This is a genomic window from Vreelandella vilamensis (assembly GCF_031451755.1).
Taxonomy (GTDB): domain Bacteria; phylum Pseudomonadota; class Gammaproteobacteria; order Pseudomonadales; family Halomonadaceae; genus Vreelandella; species Vreelandella vilamensis.
The window spans coordinates 39,632-54,969 of record NZ_JARWAN010000004.1; the positions used below are offsets into that span (position 1 = coordinate 39,632).

At 53.5% G+C, this 15,338-nt stretch carries 13 protein-coding genes; 3 read left to right on the forward strand and 10 right to left on the reverse strand.

The window, feature by feature from the left end:
- Positions 1-91: 91 nt before the first annotated feature.
- Positions 92-1,162, forward strand: a complete 1,071-nt coding sequence (locus tag QC823_RS03475; protein ID WP_309654966.1) for an agmatine deiminase family protein — start codon at positions 92-94, stop codon at positions 1,160-1,162.
- Complete coding sequence (locus QC823_RS03480) at positions 1,162-2,064, forward strand: carbon-nitrogen hydrolase (RefSeq protein ID WP_309654967.1); 903 nt, start codon at positions 1,162-1,164, stop codon at positions 2,062-2,064. The genes QC823_RS03475 and QC823_RS03480 overlap by 1 nt, the downstream gene beginning before the upstream one ends.
- A 65-nt stretch (positions 2,065-2,129) precedes the next feature.
- Here the strand turns inward: QC823_RS03480 and QC823_RS03485 are convergent, their stop codons facing one another.
- From QC823_RS03485 to QC823_RS03500, 4 genes are all read right to left on the reverse strand, one after another.
- Positions 2,130-3,086, reverse strand: coding sequence for a Nudix family hydrolase (locus tag QC823_RS03485; RefSeq protein ID WP_309654968.1), 957 nt, complete (start codon positions 3,084-3,086; stop codon positions 2,130-2,132).
- 87 nt (positions 3,087-3,173) lie between these two features.
- Positions 3,174-4,403 (reverse strand): bifunctional glutamate N-acetyltransferase/amino-acid acetyltransferase ArgJ, encoded by a 1,230-nt coding sequence (gene argJ, locus QC823_RS03490; protein WP_309654969.1) that lies wholly within the window; start codon positions 4,401-4,403, stop codon positions 3,174-3,176.
- A 55-nt stretch (positions 4,404-4,458) separates the two neighbouring features.
- Complete coding sequence (gene secA / locus QC823_RS03495) at positions 4,459-7,197, reverse strand: preprotein translocase subunit SecA (RefSeq protein ID WP_309654970.1); 2,739 nt, start codon at positions 7,195-7,197, stop codon at positions 4,459-4,461.
- Positions 7,198-7,264: 67 nt separating this feature from the next.
- On the reverse strand, positions 7,265-7,630 hold the full coding sequence (locus tag QC823_RS03500; RefSeq protein WP_309654971.1) for a hypothetical protein: 366 nt from the start codon (positions 7,628-7,630) through the stop codon (positions 7,265-7,267).
- 86 nt (positions 7,631-7,716) lie between these two features.
- Between QC823_RS03500 and QC823_RS03505 the strand changes: the two genes are divergently transcribed.
- The gene (locus tag QC823_RS03505; RefSeq protein WP_309654972.1) at positions 7,717-8,184 is read left to right on the forward strand and encodes a DUF721 domain-containing protein; all 468 of its coding nucleotides are present in this window, start codon (positions 7,717-7,719) and stop codon (positions 8,182-8,184) included.
- Positions 8,185-8,259: 75 nt separating this feature from the next.
- Here the strand turns inward: QC823_RS03505 and lpxC are convergent, their stop codons facing one another.
- The 6 genes from lpxC to murC all read right to left on the reverse strand — a co-directional run bounded on the left by lpxC (position 8,260) and on the right by murC (position 15,311).
- The gene (gene lpxC, locus QC823_RS03510; RefSeq protein ID WP_309654973.1) at positions 8,260-9,171 is read right to left on the reverse strand and encodes a UDP-3-O-acyl-N-acetylglucosamine deacetylase; all 912 of its coding nucleotides are present in this window, start codon (positions 9,169-9,171) and stop codon (positions 8,260-8,262) included.
- A 150-nt stretch (positions 9,172-9,321) separates the two neighbouring features.
- Positions 9,322-10,509: a cell division protein FtsZ gene (gene ftsZ, locus QC823_RS03515; RefSeq protein ID WP_309654974.1), complete on the reverse strand. Its 1,188-nt coding sequence runs from the start codon at positions 10,507-10,509 to the stop codon at positions 9,322-9,324.
- A 33-nt stretch (positions 10,510-10,542) separates the two neighbouring features.
- A complete protein-coding gene (gene ftsA / locus QC823_RS03520; RefSeq protein WP_309654975.1) occupies positions 10,543-11,829 on the reverse strand; it encodes a cell division protein FtsA in 1,287 nt (428 codons plus the stop codon).
- A gap of 395 nt (positions 11,830-12,224) precedes the next feature.
- A complete protein-coding gene (locus QC823_RS03525) occupies positions 12,225-12,947 on the reverse strand; it encodes a cell division protein FtsQ/DivIB (RefSeq protein ID WP_309654976.1) in 723 nt (240 codons plus the stop codon).
- Positions 12,934-13,902, reverse strand: coding sequence for a D-alanine--D-alanine ligase (locus QC823_RS03530; RefSeq protein WP_309654977.1), 969 nt, complete (start codon positions 13,900-13,902; stop codon positions 12,934-12,936). The genes QC823_RS03525 and QC823_RS03530 overlap by 14 nt, the downstream gene beginning before the upstream one ends.
- Positions 13,899-15,311, reverse strand: coding sequence for a UDP-N-acetylmuramate--L-alanine ligase (gene murC, locus QC823_RS03535; RefSeq protein WP_309655112.1), 1,413 nt, complete (start codon positions 15,309-15,311; stop codon positions 13,899-13,901). Before murC ends, QC823_RS03530 begins: the two co-directional genes overlap by 4 nt.
- Positions 15,312-15,338 lie beyond the last annotated feature (27 nt).

A 15,338-nucleotide genomic window follows, 5' to 3' on the forward strand; every position in this document is an offset into this window, starting at 1 on the left:
CACCTGACTGCATGTGCCAGCCACGCCTTTAGGTTTATCATGGCGCGGTTTTTTAGTATTGATACAGTATTGACCTACAAGAGGCTTTACGTTGGCAACGACGACTTTCCGCCTGCTGCCTGAATGGCATCCACAAGACGCCATTCAGCTCACCTGGCCACGCTCCGACAGCGATTGGGCGCCGCTACTTTCCCGTATCGAGGCAACGCTCGAGCGTATTGTGCTTGCCAGCGTGCGCTATCAACGCGTGCTCATTAGCGCGCCTGACAGCGCGACACAAACGCGTTTGACGCAGACCTTTGCCGCATACGGCGTCGCGCCGCATCTGCTCAGCATCCTCGTGGCCGCAAGCGATGATACCTGGGCGCGAGATCACGGTCCTATCGGCGTTGCCAATGCACAAGGCGAGCTTTGCCTTTTGGACTACCAGTTCACCGGTTGGGGGGGGAAATTCCCTGCCATACAGGACAATCAGCTTACTCAGCGGCTCAATGAAGCGAGTGCTTGGGCTTGCCCAGTGGAGACACGCGATATCGTGCTTGAAGGCGGCGGCATTGACACCGACGGTTTAGGCACACTTCTCACCACCGAAGCGTGCCTTTTGAACCCTAACCGCAACGCCGAGCTTTCGCGTGACGATATCGAAGCCAAGCTAGCACGGGACTTGGGTATCGAGCGCGTTTTATGGCTGAAAAACGGCCACCTTGAGGGCGATGACACCGACAGCCATATCGACACCTTGGCCCGCTTTTGCGCACCTGACACCATTGCTTACGTGCGCTGCGATAATCCTAACGACGCCCACTTCACAGCATTAAAATCGATGGAGGCAGAGTTGCAAGCGTTTCGTCAGTCAAACGGCGAGCCATATCACCTTGTCCCTTTGCCGTGGCCGGAGCCGTGCTATGACCCGGAAGATGGCCATCGCCTCCCCGCCACCTACGCGAATTTTTTGATCATTAACGACGCGGTGCTCGTGCCCACTTACGCCGACCCGGCCGATGTGGTCGCCTTAAATACATTAGCACTGGCATTTCCCGAACATACGTTGATTCCCATCGACTGCACCAGCGTGATTCGTCAACACGGCAGCCTGCACTGCCTGACCATGCAACTGCCACGAGGCAGCGTCAATCACGCCCTTTTTGCACAGGAGTCATGATGACGACAACATTGACCGTAGGGCTTGTTCAGCAGCCCGCCTGGCCTGACAAAGCCCAGAGCCTCGCTGAAAGCGAGGCCGGCATCCGTGCGGTGGCCAAGCAAGGCGCTGAACTGGTATTACTGCAAGAACTGCACGCCACCCACTACTTTTGCCAATACGAAGACCCAGCGCTTTTCGATATTGCCGAACCGCTTGACGGACCCACCGGGCAGCGCTTAGCCGCGCTTGCCCTAGAGCTTAATATCGTATTGGTGGGGTCGATCTTTGAGCGCCGTGCCGCAGGGCTGTATCACAACACCGCCGTGGTATACGACCGCGATAAAGGCCGCGTGGGCCACTACCGTAAGATGCACATCCCCGATGACCCAGGCTTTTACGAGAAGTTTTACTTCACGCCGGGGGATGTGGACGCTAGCCGTCAAGAGGGCTTTACCCCCATTGATACCTCCGTGGGTAAATTGGGTGTATTGGTGTGTTGGGATCAATGGTACCCGGAAGCAGCGCGCTTAATGGCGCTTTCCGGCGCCGAGCTTTTGCTCTACCCCACTGCTATTGGATGGGACCCGCGCGACGATGACGCCGAAAAACAGCGGCAAAAAGAGGCTTGGACGTTGATTCAGCGTGCCCATGGGGTGGCCAACGGCTTACCCGTTTTGGCGGCTAACCGCGTGGGGTTTGAAGCCGACTTATCAGGTGTGGGTGAGGGAATACAATTTTGGGGGGGAAGCTTTATTTGCGGCCCCCAAGGCGAACAACTCGCCCATGCGGGGGAGGAAAGCCAGCAACTGGTCGTCACGCTGGACATGGAGCGATGCGAGAAAACACGGCGCATGTGGCCGTATCTGCGCGACCGGCGCATCGACGCCTATGGCGACCTGACCCGGCGCTACCGAGACTAAACGAAAACGCCACGGGCCGTTATAAATACGGCCCGTGGCGTTTTTTGTCGTTTCTATTTCTCGCTCTACTTCCAGAAATCGCGAATCGACGCGATGCCTTGCGCACCCACGGCACGGGCATGATTAGCGTCAAAGCGCGTCATTCCGCCTAAGGCAAAAACCGGCATGCCCGCACGTTCCACAAGCTGCTGAAAATCGTGCCAGCCCACTGGGGCAACGTCCGGGTGTGATGGTGTCGTGCGTAGTGGCGAGAGGGTCACAAAATCGCAGCCCAGCATCGCCGCCTGATTAAGTTGCGCGGTATCGTGAGTTGACGCTGATAGCCACTTGTTTTCCGCAATCGGCCGACGCTCTAGCTGCATCAACCGCTCACTGGTGAGATGAATGCCGTCAGCATCGACATCGTCAAGTATCGAAGGCTCGCTGTTGAGCAATAACCGCGCTCCGTGATCACGACAAAGCGCGAGTGCACGCCGAGCCCGCGCCACAAAGCCGTCGTGATCAAGGGTCTTGGCACGCAGCTGCACTAGACGAATATTGTCTTCCTTCAGGGCGCGTTCAAGGCGAGCATCAAAGCGCGCTTCGTCCTCGTCTTCCCCGGTAATCAAGTACTCAGTAGGCAGCATAACGGCACGCAAGATTGGCAGGTTCGCGGCGGGGAACGGGTAGTTAGCGAGCTCATTCATCGGTACCCAGCGAACCGCTTGACCCTCGCGACCGAATGGCTCTCCTGAGAACTCATGTACCTGCCATACATCAAGCAAAATGTGCTTATCCGGGTATTCATGATGCACACGAATCAATGGCTGGGCGCACGAAATCTCTACCCCCAACTCTTCGTGAAGCTCACGCTTCAACCCCTCCAGCCCGGTTTCGTAAGGTGCCAATTTACCCCCAGGAAACTCCCACAGGCCGCCGTGATCGACATTAGAGGGCCGTCGTGCGATCAATACTTGTTTTTGGTCGGCGCTGATTATTGCAGCAGCAGCGACATGAACTCGTCGTTTTACCATTACATTCATTGCGTCTTTATCCACTGATTTGCTGACCGACCGTACCACGTCGCTATCCTCTTGCTCTGGTTTTCTCTCAATCTCACTCCGATCGAGTTAGCTTCGGTAGTCGGCGTTAATCGACACGTAGTCATGGGAAAGATCAGATGTCCACACTGTGGCGCTCTGCTCTCCCCGGCCTAATTTAATGCCGATCGTAATATCTTCCCGCGCCATCACAGCGCTACCTGCTTCTTCGTTATAACTCGGTGCGCGCCCGCCGCTTTCCACAATACGCACTTCATCAAGGTCAATCACCACACGATTCACATCAAAATCGTTAACCGAGGCACGACCGACCGCAGCAAGAATACGCCCCCAGTTAGCATCCGAGGCATAAAGCGCGGTTTTTACCAACGGTGAATGGGCGACGGTAAATGCTACATCCAGTGCTTCTTGACGCGTTTGCGCTTGATCCACTTGTAGCGTGACGAACTTAGTCGCACCTTCGGCATCACGAATAATCGACTGGGCAAGCTCTGTCATCACACGCTGCAAACCGTTACGGAAAATCGCAATGTGCTCTTGGGATTCAATCACGGCAGATTGGTTTGTCGCTGCCAACATACAGGCATCGTTGGTCGAGGTATCGCTATCCACGGTAATACAGTTAAATGAAAGGTCTACCGTCTCACGCAGCAACTGCTGCAATAGCGGCTGCGCGATGGTGGCATCCGTCAGCACAAACCCCAGCATCGTAGCCATATTGGGTTTGATCATCCCGGAACCTTTCGCAATCCCGTTGATCGTGACGCGCTTGTCTCCAATTTCTATCTCGACACTGGCGCCTTTGGCCAGGGTATCGGTGGTGAGAATGCCCTCACCCGCCTGCTGCCAGGCAGTCGCACTGCTATCAGAGGCCTTAAGCGCCTCGGGGATACCGGCAAGCAGTGTCTCCATCGGCAACGGCTCACCAATCACACCAGTAGAAAACGGCAAGACGGCTTCTGGCGACACCCCGGTAAGCTCGGCCAATGTTTGACAACTTTTTTCAGCATCACGCATGCCCAACTCGCCAGTACCGGCGTTAGCGTTGCCAGTATTGATCAACCAAAAACGCGGTGTTTGTTGATGCGACTGGCAGGTGGCCAGGTGCGCTTTTGCCACATGAACCGGTGCCGCACAAAACGCATTACGCGTAAACACACCAGCCATGGTGGCCGCTTCAGGTAGCTCGATGACCACAAGGTCTCGCCGCCCCGGCTTTTTAATTCCTGCCATGGTGCTGCCAAGGCGTACACCTTCGATCGTGGGCATTGCCGGAAAAGGCACGTTTCCTACCGCCATGTCATTCTTCCTTCACCGTTGAGGATGGCCAAAAATGGGTTAGCTACGTTTAGGCTCAGTTAAGCTTACCGCAGCACTGTTTATACTTTTTGCCTGATCCGCAGGGACAAGGATCATTACGCCCGACCTTGGGACCTTCTCGCCGTACTGGACGGCCATCGGCACCGGGGAGCGGCTCGGCGTCCGCGTCGCTGGCATTATCCGCAGCAGGTTCGTCATGACGGCTGTCAGCGGTTGCCTGCTCACGCTCAAGTGCTTCACGACGCTTCGCTTCAAGTGCTTCAACTTCTTCCGGCTGACGCACTTGGACGTGGCTTAGAATACGGGTCACATCGGCTTTGATGTTAGTCAGCAGGTACTGAAACAGTTCGAACGACTCACGCTTGTATTCTTGCTTGGGGTTTTTCTGCGCATAGCCCCGCAGGTGAATACCTCGACGCAGGTGGTCCATTGATTGAAGGTGCTCTTTCCAGCGGGTATCCAACACCTGCAGCATGACCTGTTTTTCAAAACGACGCATCAATGCCTCACCGGCGGCTTCTACCTTGGCTGCATAGGCATCGCGGTGCATGGCTTGCAGACGCTCACGCAGTTTCTCTTCGCTAAAGCGCTCATCCTCTTTGGCCCACTCCACTACCGGCGCATCTAGGTTAAACTCTGTTTTTAAATGCGCTTCAAGCCCAGCAAGGTCCCATTGTTCTGCCAAGCTCTGCGGTAGCACAAAATCGCTAATCGCGTCTTCCATTACTTCTTCGCGGATGCCAACCACTGCGTCTGACACATCATCGGACGCGAGAATTTCATTACGCTGCTCATAAATAACACGACGCTGGTCATTGGCCACGTCATCGTACTCAAGCAGCTGCTTGCGCATATCAAAGTTGCGGCCTTCAACCTTTTTCTGAGCGCGCTCCACGGCATTAGAGACCATCTTGTGCTCAATCGCTTCACCGTGCTCCAGTCCTAATGCCTGCATCAAACGCTTAACGCGGTCTGAACCAAACAGGCGCATCAAGCTATCTTCCAACGATAGGAAGAAACGCGTAGAGCCAGGGTCCCCCTGGCGGCCCGCGCGTCCACGAAGCTGGTTATCAATCCGACGCGATTCGTGGCGCTCAGAACCCACCACGTGCAAGCCGCCCGCTGCCAATACCGCATCGTGACGTTTTTGCCATTCGGCTTTCAACGTATCGATTTGCGCCTGCGTGGGGTTTTCCAGCTTTGCGACTTCGGCTTCCCAATTCCCTCCCAACACAATATCGGTACCACGACCGGCCATGTTGGTGGCAATCGTGACAGCACCAGGGCGACCGGCCTGAGCGATAATTTCAGCTTCACTTTGGTGTTGTTTGGCGTTAAGGACATTAAATGCAACCTTCGCCTCACGCATCAATTTCGCCAGATATTCTGACGTTTCGATGGAAGCCGTACCAACCAGAACCGGACGACCGGCTTCGGTTTCCGTTCTTACGTCTTTAATAATCGCCTCATATTTCTCTTCAGCGCTTAAAAAGACAAGATCGTTTAAGTCTTTACGCACTAGCGGGCGGTTGGTTGGGATCACCACCACATCGAGACCGTAAATTTGACGGAATTCAAATGCTTCGGTATCGGCAGTACCGGTCATGCCCGCTAACTTTTCGTAAAGACGGAAGTAGTTCTGGAAAGTGGTTGAAGCCAACGTCTGGCTTTCACGCTGAACGGTGACCCCCTCTTTCGCCTCAACGGCCTGATGTAAACCCTCCGACCAGCGCCGTCCAGGCATGCTACGACCGGTATGCTCATCGACGATAACGACTTGATCGTCGCTAATTATGTAATCAACGTCTTTAAGGTAAAGATGTCGGGCACGAAGGGCCGAGTGCATATGTTGAAGCAAGTTGAGATTTTGGGCGGCATACAACGAATCATCTTCACCGAGCAGCCCTTCTGCCCGCATCAAGTCCTCGACTTTATTATGACCTTGCTCAGTTAGCTCGACCTGCTTATGCTTTTCATCAAGTAGAAAATCTCCGACGACTGTCGGCTCATCACCTTCAATCTCTTCGCCTTTCTCTAAGTGCTGAGCAAGCTGATTAACAACGCCGTAAAGGTCGGTATTTTCGTCCACCGCACCCGAGATAACTAGCGGTGTGCGGGCCTCATCGATCAGAATCGAGTCAACTTCATCGACAATAGCGTAGTGCAATCCGCGCTGTACTTTATCGTCGAGAGAAAACGCCATGTTGTCGCGCAGGTAGTCAAAGCCAAACTCATTATTAGTCCCGTACGTAATATCGCAATGGTACGCATGACGTTTTTCTGAGCCAGTTTGGCCACTAAAAATGACGCCAACCGATAAACCTAAAAATTCATAAAGAGGCCGCATCCAATCGGCATCACGGCGGGCGAGATAATCGTTAACGGTCACCACGTGAACGCCCTTTGCCGGTAAGGCATTAAGATAAACGGCAAGCGTTGCCACCAGCGTTTTGCCCTCGCCGGTTTTCATCTCCGCAATACGGCCATGGTTCAGCGTCATCCCGCCAACCATCTGCACATCGAAATGGCGCATTCCCATGACACGCTTGCTCGCCTCACGAACTACCGCAAAAGCCGTAGGCAGCAAACTGTCGAGTGGCTCATCATTGTTAAGCCTATCGCGTAGTTCTCGCGTTTTATTTTGTAATTCAGCATCGCTTAGGGCTTCAAATTCACCCTCAAGTGCATTGATTTGCTCGACGCTTTTAAGCATCCGTTTAACGTCGCGGTCGTTTTTGGAACCGACCACCTTGCGCAATAAATTATTGATCATGAAACATCCAGTTAACTAGACAGTGTGGTTTGCACCTTGCAGATAGCAGGCAAATGACATTAACGCGTTACGCTGCTGCCTGTGGCGGACCACGCCGTGTTTGCACATCTAGTGCAGCAACAAAGACCACAACCACAGTACGTACATGCACAATGACTGAGGTAGGCTGTGCCCAACGCAGCACGGAAAAATGGGCGTCAAAATAATGCCGCCACTGGCGCTTAAGCGCGACTCTCCGTGACCGCGCACGCAATACTGCCGGCACCCAAAGATAGGTGCACACGCTGCGCTCACCATTTCGCAACGCTTCCGCCGGGTGTAAACTTACCGGCAACAAACAACTGACCAAAAGCCCCGCTAACCACCACCGCGCCGTGGCGTACCGGCGTGGCGACCGAGACGAACTTAACGTAGCGTTTAAGGTGGCAGGCATGCAGTAAGATGCTCCTGAGCGTGTGGCTGATAATAGTGAAACCATCACTCTCTCTGCCCAGCAATAGGACGCGAGGAGTTAAGCGCATGAGTATAAAGGTTAAGCGTTCCCGCGCACAGCCCATCGCCCAACTGCTCAATCAGCGTGGCGAGCTTGGGCTATTGATGCGTCAGTCGCGTTTGATTGATCAAGCACAGAGGCATTTACGAGCGCATTTACCCGAAGAGATGCGAGAGCACGTTTTTGTTGGCGGCTTTCACCAAGGAAAGCTAACCGTTATCAGCAGTCAGGCCAGTTGGGTAACGTGGCTGCGCTTTGAGCAAACACGCCTATTAGGCTTACTGCACCAGCTTCCTGGTTTTGAAGGCGTGACAGGACTTGCCTTTAAAGTTCGCCCGGTAAGACCGGTAACACCGCCACCGCGCAACTCAAGAGTCCTTTCATCAAGCGCGGCACAAGCACTCAATGCTTGTGCCAACGACACCGACAACCCTGCTCTTAAACGGGCACTCGCCAAGCTTGCTTCGCACGCAGACCAAACGCCAGATACGTAAAAGCACCGCCTTTGCGGTGCTTTTTACATAGTAATAAACGCAATTAACACGTTGAACGTTTATCAATAATCAAACCTATGCCATTGCTGGCGCTGAGTAGGAGATCGGGGCAATGGCCGCCTCCTCTTCAAACGTAACAATCTCGTAAGCATCAGGACGTGCAATCAATTCACGACACAGCTGATTATTGAGCGCGTGCCCTGATTTCACGCCGCGGAACTCACCAATCAGACTGTAACCAAGCTGATAAAGGTCGCCGATAGCATCCAAGACTTTATGTTTGACGAACTCGTCGTCATAGCGTAAACCGCCCTCGTTCACGATGCGGTAATCATCGACCACAATTGCGTTATCTAAACTGCCGCCTAGCGCCAAGTTATTGGAGCGCAAAAACTCAATATCACGCATAAAACCAAAAGTGCGCGCGCGTGAGACCTCTTTTACAAAGGAGGTAGTGGAAAAGTCGATTCGAGTTGTCTGATTTTGCTGCGCAAACACCGGGTGATCAAAATCAATCGAGAACGTAACTTTAAATCCCTGATGCGGCAAAAAAACCGCTTCTTTATCCCCATCTTGAACGGCGATACGCTGTTTGATACGGATAAACTTCTTCGCACACGACTGTTCTAAGATGCCCGCCGACTGAATCAAAAACACAAACGGGCTAGCGCTACCGTCCATAATGGGCACTTCAGCAGCACTCAAATCAACATAAGCATTATCGATACCCAGTCCTGCCAATGCCGACATCAAGTGCTCTACTGTCGCCACCTTAACACCACGGTAGGAAAGCGCTGTGCATAACGTCGTATCTTCAACCAATCCTGCCTGGGCAGGCACCTCAACCACTGACTCTAAATCGGTTCTTACGAACACGATACCGGTATTAATCGGTGCGGGACGCAACGCCATATCCACCCGCTTGCCTGAATGAAGCCCGACTCCAGTGGCTCGAATAACATTTTGCAGGGTGCGCTGTTTGATCATGGGCAGTGGTCGTACTCTGGTGACAATAAAAAAGGCTAACGGCAAGTGCCGCTATAAAATGGGTTATCGAACAGTGTTCATCTTAGCAGCAAACGTATTTTTAACCAATCAAAAACACGCTTGCCGCATTTCAATGTCCGATAGCGTCGATTAATCTGCCTGACGACGCAAAAACGCAGGGATATCCAAATAGTCGTCGGCATCTGTCGTGCGACGTTTTTCTGGGCGAGATTTAGCCTGTTGCTCAGGAGCTTCTGCACGGGCGGCGGCCGCCTGCTGCTGACGCATTACCGTGGGCTGTTGCAGCTTGCGATAGTCCGAAGACGCATCAGCCTGGGTACGACGTGCGGGCTCACGCGCCGGAGCAGCTTTTGTTTGATTGCCCTCTAACCCGGCAGCTACAACAGTCACGCGTAACTCGTCTGACATCTCCATATCGATAGAGGTGCCCACCACAATCGTGGCTTCTTGTGACGCGAACTCTTGAACTGTTGCCCCCACATCATTGAATTCACCAATGGACAGGTCCGGCCCGGCGGTGATGTTGACCAAGATACCGCGAGCACCGTGAAGATCAATGTCTTCCAGTAAGGGGCTACGAATGGCTTTTTCTGCCGCTTCGCGGGCGCGATTTTCACCGGTTGCCCCCCCAGTACCCATCATGGCCATGCCCATTTCAGACATTACCGTGCGCACATCGGCAAAATCGACGTTGATAATACCAGGGCTAGTGATGAGCTCTGCAATACCCTGTACCGCGCCCAAAAGGACATCATTGGCGGCGCTAAAGGCGGTAAGTAACGTGGCGTTCTTACCTAGTACGGATAAAAGTTTTTCATTAGGGATCGTAATGAGCGAGTCAACGTGCTCGGAGAGCTCTTTCATCCCCTCTTCCGCCGCCCGCATACGCTTGGGACCCTCAAACGGGAAGGGGCGCGTTACCACGGCAACCGTCAAAATACCGAGCTCTTTCGCCACTTGCGCCACGACAGGCGCACCCCCGGTGCCAGTTCCCCCGCCCATACCAGCAGTAATGAACACCATATCGGCGCCATCTAAGAGCTCTGCGATGCGGTCCCGGTCTTCCATTGCGGCTTGACGACCTACATCCGGGTTAGCCCCCGCACCAAGCCCCTTGGTGATTTCACTGCCTAGCTGCAGGACCGTTTTCGCAGACACGCGTTTGAGCGCCTGGGCGTCGGTGTTAGCGCAAATAAATTCAACGCCTTCAATATTGCTTTCCACCATGTGGTTGACGGCATTACCCCCGCCGCCGCCGACACCAACGACTTTTATGACCGCACTGCTCGAGGGTGCGTTATCTACCAGTTCGAACATAGCCCCGTCTCCTGAACCGCACTCGCGGCCCTGTCAGAAATTTCCTTTGAACCAGCCCTTAATTTTCACTAATGGTGAGCTGTCACCTTTTATTTCGCGTCGCGCTCCATCATGGCGACCACCAACGGATCCTTTTACACTTTGACCTTCACGCTGGTGTCCGTGACGTGCTTCTTGCAAAGCGTAGTGCAATAACCCGACTCCCGTCGCATAAATTGGGTTGCGAACCACATCGGAAAGCCCTTTTACATTTTGCGGGCAAGCGATACGCACTGGCATGTGGAAAATTTCTTCAGCCAGCTCGCTAACACCTTCCATCCGCGAAGTGCCGCCAGTCAAAACAATGCCGGCTGCGACCATATCTTCATAACCGCTGCGGCGAAGTTCATCGCGCACCAGGGTAAAAAGTTCTTCGTAACGTGGTTCTACCACCTCAGCCAATGCTTGACGAGATAAATCACGCGCAGGACGATCTCCTACGCTGGGTACTTTTATCATTTCATCGCTTGCCGCAAGTTGCGTCAATGCGCAGGCGTACTTCACTTTGATTTCTTCAGCATGCTGTGTAGGGGTACGTAACGCCATCGCGATATCGTTTGTTACTTGGTCGCCCGCGATAGGAATTACTGCTGTGTGTCGGATTGCGCCTTCGGTAAAAATTGCCATATCGGTCGTACCACCACCAATATCGACCATACAAACACCGAGTTCGCGCTCATCTTCGGTTAACACCGCCATGCTGGAAGCGAGCTGCTCAAGGATAATCGCGTCGACTTCAAGACCACAACGGCGTACACACTTTTCAATATTCTGCACAGCATTTAGTGCCGCGGTAACTAAGTGGACCTGAGCCTCCAGGCGAACCCCCGACATACCTAACGGCTCACGAATACCGCCTTGTGCGTCAATCGCAAACTCCTGTGGCAATACGTGTAACACGCGTTGCCCTTCAGAAATTGCCCGCGCGCGCGCTGAATCAATCACACGATCAATATCGGATGTCGTGACTTCACGCTCTTTAATGGCAACCACGCCATCTGAATTCATCGAGCTAATGTGGCTACCCGCAACACCCACATAAACCGAGTGAATATCGCACCCAGCCATGAGTTCCGCTTCTTCCACGGCGCGCTGAATCGACTGCACCGTGGATTCAATATTAATGACCACGCCACGCTTCATCCCTCGAGAGGGGTGCGCCCCAATACCGGCAATCTCGATACCGCCATCATCAGTCGGCTGTCCGACAATAGCGACTACTTTGGACGTTCCAATGTCCAACCCGACCACCATATTGGATGCGTTAGGTGAACCTGCCATGAGTCGGGATATCTCCTTATCGCTACACGTTACAAAAAAGTTAAAAATACTATTTACACGTATTGTTTAAATATACGGTAAATACGCGCTACCAAAACCAAGTGACAATGTCCGCTATTGAGATAAATGTTGTCTGTACTCAAATGCATCGTATCGCATTGACGCGAATATCACGATCATCTTCACCACAATACTGCCCTAGCGACATATTTTAAAGCCTTAATATGGCGGGTTCCACGTTGGCAACCACTTACTTATATGCTGACTTACTGTGCTGCATGAGAATAGAGGCAACGTGATATCTAATGACACAAGAAATAACGGTAAAAAGAGCGTTTTGCACATCACTTCAAGCAAGCCATTCACGATCTAATATAAATCAGTTTAATTTGGCTTTACTCTTCTTCAAGCGCTTCAAACGTTTCTTCGCCGTGCCACGAAACCGCCACGCCATTAGGGTAACGCAGGTCAATATAGCGAATAGCGTCAGTAAATCGGTGCAATTCACGCTGCCAAGAGGCCGCTAACCGCGCTAAGCGAATACCATGCTGGCGACGACCCAGCATAATCCACGTATCGCCATTCACCTGTAGCCGCCAAGCGCCGCGTGGCTCCAGACGAAGCTGATGCAACGACAAGGACAAGGACAAGCGTGAAAAACGTCGCTCAAGTGTCTGATAATACTCCAGCACTTCTTCACTACTACCAACGGGTCCGGCCAAGTCAGGCAACGCTGCAGGCGCCTGCAGCGGAGCAAACGCAAAGGGCTCGCCATTGGGGTTTAACAAGAAATCATCGTTCCAGCGTGCGACGGGCACCTGCTCAACCAGCTCAAACACTAAGCTATTAGGCCACTCGCGCGAAACACGGGCTTCGTAAAGCCATCCGATATCCAGCACACCCTCTCTTAAATCGCCTAAATCCACCGAGAGCCAGGTAGCATCGCGAACCAGTGGCGCTAACTGGGTACGCAAGTATTCGGCGCTGACGTAATCCCACTCACCACGAATTGAAACCCGCTCCACCGGGCGATCTAGCCACAGCCACAGCGCTCGACTACCGGCACCGATAAGCAGTACCAATAGCAGAAGACCAAACCAAGCGTTACGCCGTTTCATGACCGCCCAATGCAAGCGAATTGGGTCGCTCTGCGGTGATTAAGATATCCATGACCAACTGATCAAAACTAATGCCTGCGTATGCAGCCGCTTGAGGTACCAAGCTATGGTCTGTCATGCCTGGAACAGTATTAACTTCCAGCAGCCAAAACTTGCCTTCGCCATCGCGCATCACATCCACACGCCCCCAGCCGGAGCCACCAATCGCCGCAAAGGCACGCTGGCAAAGTACTGAAAGCGCTTTTTCGTCTGCCGCTGACAAGCCACAAGGAAGATGGTATTGCGTGGTATTGGAAAGGTACTTCGCTTCGTAGTCGTAAAACCCGCCGGGGACTTCGACCCGAATGGCAGGCAGAGCCGTCTCTTCGAGCAATGCCACCGTGTACTCTTCGCCGACGACAAAACGCTCAGCCATGACTTGAGCATCAAAGCGCGCAGCATCGCGATAAGCTGACACCAACTCCTCTTTTGAACGCACAATATTGATCCCGAGCGTCGAGCCTTCATGCACCGGCTTTACAATCAGTGGAAGCCCCAAACGCTCGGCCACCCCCTCCCAATCTGAACGTTCATCTAGAATAATGCTTTCCGGCGTTGGCAGGTTCAGTGCTTGCCAAACTAGCTTTGTGCGTTGCTTATCCATGCCCAACGCGGACGCCATCACACCACTTCCTGTGTAAGGAATATCCAGCAATTCGAGCGCGCCTTGTAGCGCCCCGTCTTCACCGCCACGCCCGTGCAGTGCAATGAACACTTTATCCGGCGCTAGCTGCTCCAACCCGGTCAAGCCACGCTCACGCGGGTCGTAACCCACCACATTAAAGCCTTGGCGCTTCAGTGCTGCTAATACCGCGGCACCGCTTTTTAGCGAAACCTCACGCTCTGACGAAGTGCCGCCATACACAACGACCACGCTCTCGTGCTGTAACTTTTGGGCAGACAACGGTTCACTCACAACACCACCTCATCAAACGAAAGTTTCGCCTGCGCAAGGCGCAAGGCGATTCCCCCCACATCCCCTGCCCCTTGCGTTATCAAAATATCCCCTGGGCGCAGCACGTTTTTTAATAACCCTGGCAGCTCTTTTTTGTCTTCCACAAAGAGGGGGTCAACGTCGCCACGCTGGCGGATAGAGCCCGCAAGCGTTCGTCCTTCGGCACCGGGGATCACTGCCTCACCGGCGCTGTAGACATCCAATAGCACCAACGTATCAACTTGAGAAAGCACACGAACGAAATCCTCGTAAAGATCACGTGTGCGGGTATAGCGATGGGGTTGATAGAGCATGACTAGGCGTCGATCTGGCCAGCCCGCACGCACCGATTGAATAATCATGTCAACTTCGCGGGGATGGTGACCATAGTCATCCACCAGCATGATTTCGCCGTCTTTACGCGGGGCAGAAAAATCGCCATGAACCTGAAAACGCCGCCCTACGCCGGCAAAACTAGAAAGCCCACGTTGAATCGCAGCATCGCTCACTCCGGCATCGGTCGCCACCACAATAGCAGCCATTGCGTTGAGCGCATTGTGACGCCCCGGCATCGCCAAGCGAACGCTTAGTGGCTCGGCACCATCCGGACGCAGCGCGGTAAACGCTACCGTACCGCCTTGTTGGGAAAACTCGACGATGCGGTAGTCGGCATCGTCTTCAAATCCATAAGTAACAAACTGCCGCTTCACCTGATCGCAAAGCTTGCGCACATGCGGGTCATCGATACACAGCACGGCGAGCCCATAAAAGGGCAAGTTGTGCAGAAATTCGATAAACGTGCTTTTTAAACGCTCGAAGTCGCCGCCATAGGTCGCCATATGGTCAGCGTCGACATTGGTGACAATTGACACCATGGGCTGCAGATGTAAAAACGAGGCGTCAGACTCATCCGCTTCCGCCACGAGATAATCGCCTTCCCCAAGACGGGCATTTGTGCCTGCGCTGGTCAGTTTGCCGCCGATAACAAAAGTGGGATCAAGCCCACCTTCGGCGAGCAATGTTGCGGTAATGCTCGTGGTCGTGGTCTTACCGTGAGTGCCAGCGACCGCAATACCGTGGCGAAAACGCATCAGCTCAGCGAGCATTTCCGCCCGGCGAACAACGGGCACGCGATGCTCGTGAGCCCAATCGATTTCAGGGTTAGTCGCATCAATGGCGCTAGAGACCACGACCACATCGGCGCCTTCAACGTGTTCACGGGCATGGCTTATGGCGACGTCAACACCGCATTGGCGCAACCGCTCGACAACCGGTGATTCCTTAAGATCACTACCGCTAACGTGATAGCCTTGATTCGCCAATACTTCAGCAATGCCGCACATCCCGGCCCCACCAATACCCACGAAATGAATCCGTTGAATTCGGCGCATACCAGGCCCACTGACGCGACGGGGATT

Excerpts from the sequence above, each read along its gene's own strand:
- QC823_RS03480 (WP_309654967.1), top strand. The coding sequence starts at position 1,162 with ATGACGACAACATTGACCGTAGGGCTTGTTCAGCAGCCCGCCTGGCCT.
- QC823_RS03485 (WP_309654968.1), bottom strand. The coding sequence starts at position 3,086 with ATGAATGTAATGGTAAAACGACGAGTTCATGTCGCTGCTGCTGCAATA.
- argJ (WP_309654969.1), bottom strand. The coding sequence starts at position 4,403 with ATGGCGGTAGGAAACGTGCCTTTTCCGGCAATGCCCACGATCGAAGGT.
- secA (WP_309654970.1), bottom strand. The coding sequence starts at position 7,197 with ATGATCAATAATTTATTGCGCAAGGTGGTCGGTTCCAAAAACGACCGC.
- QC823_RS03500 (WP_309654971.1), bottom strand. The coding sequence starts at position 7,630 with ATGCCTGCCACCTTAAACGCTACGTTAAGTTCGTCTCGGTCGCCACGC.
- QC823_RS03505 (WP_309654972.1), top strand. The coding sequence starts at position 7,717 with ATGAGTATAAAGGTTAAGCGTTCCCGCGCACAGCCCATCGCCCAACTG.
- lpxC (WP_309654973.1), bottom strand. The coding sequence starts at position 9,171 with ATGATCAAACAGCGCACCCTGCAAAATGTTATTCGAGCCACTGGAGTC.
- ftsZ (WP_309654974.1), bottom strand. The coding sequence starts at position 10,509 with ATGTTCGAACTGGTAGATAACGCACCCTCGAGCAGTGCGGTCATAAAA.
- ftsA (WP_309654975.1), bottom strand. The coding sequence starts at position 11,829 with ATGGCAGGTTCACCTAACGCATCCAATATGGTGGTCGGGTTGGACATT.
- QC823_RS03525 (WP_309654976.1), bottom strand. The coding sequence starts at position 12,947 with ATGAAACGGCGTAACGCTTGGTTTGGTCTTCTGCTATTGGTACTGCTT.
- murC (WP_309655112.1), bottom strand. The coding sequence starts at position 15,311 with ATGCGCCGAATTCAACGGATTCATTTCGTGGGTATTGGTGGGGCCGGG.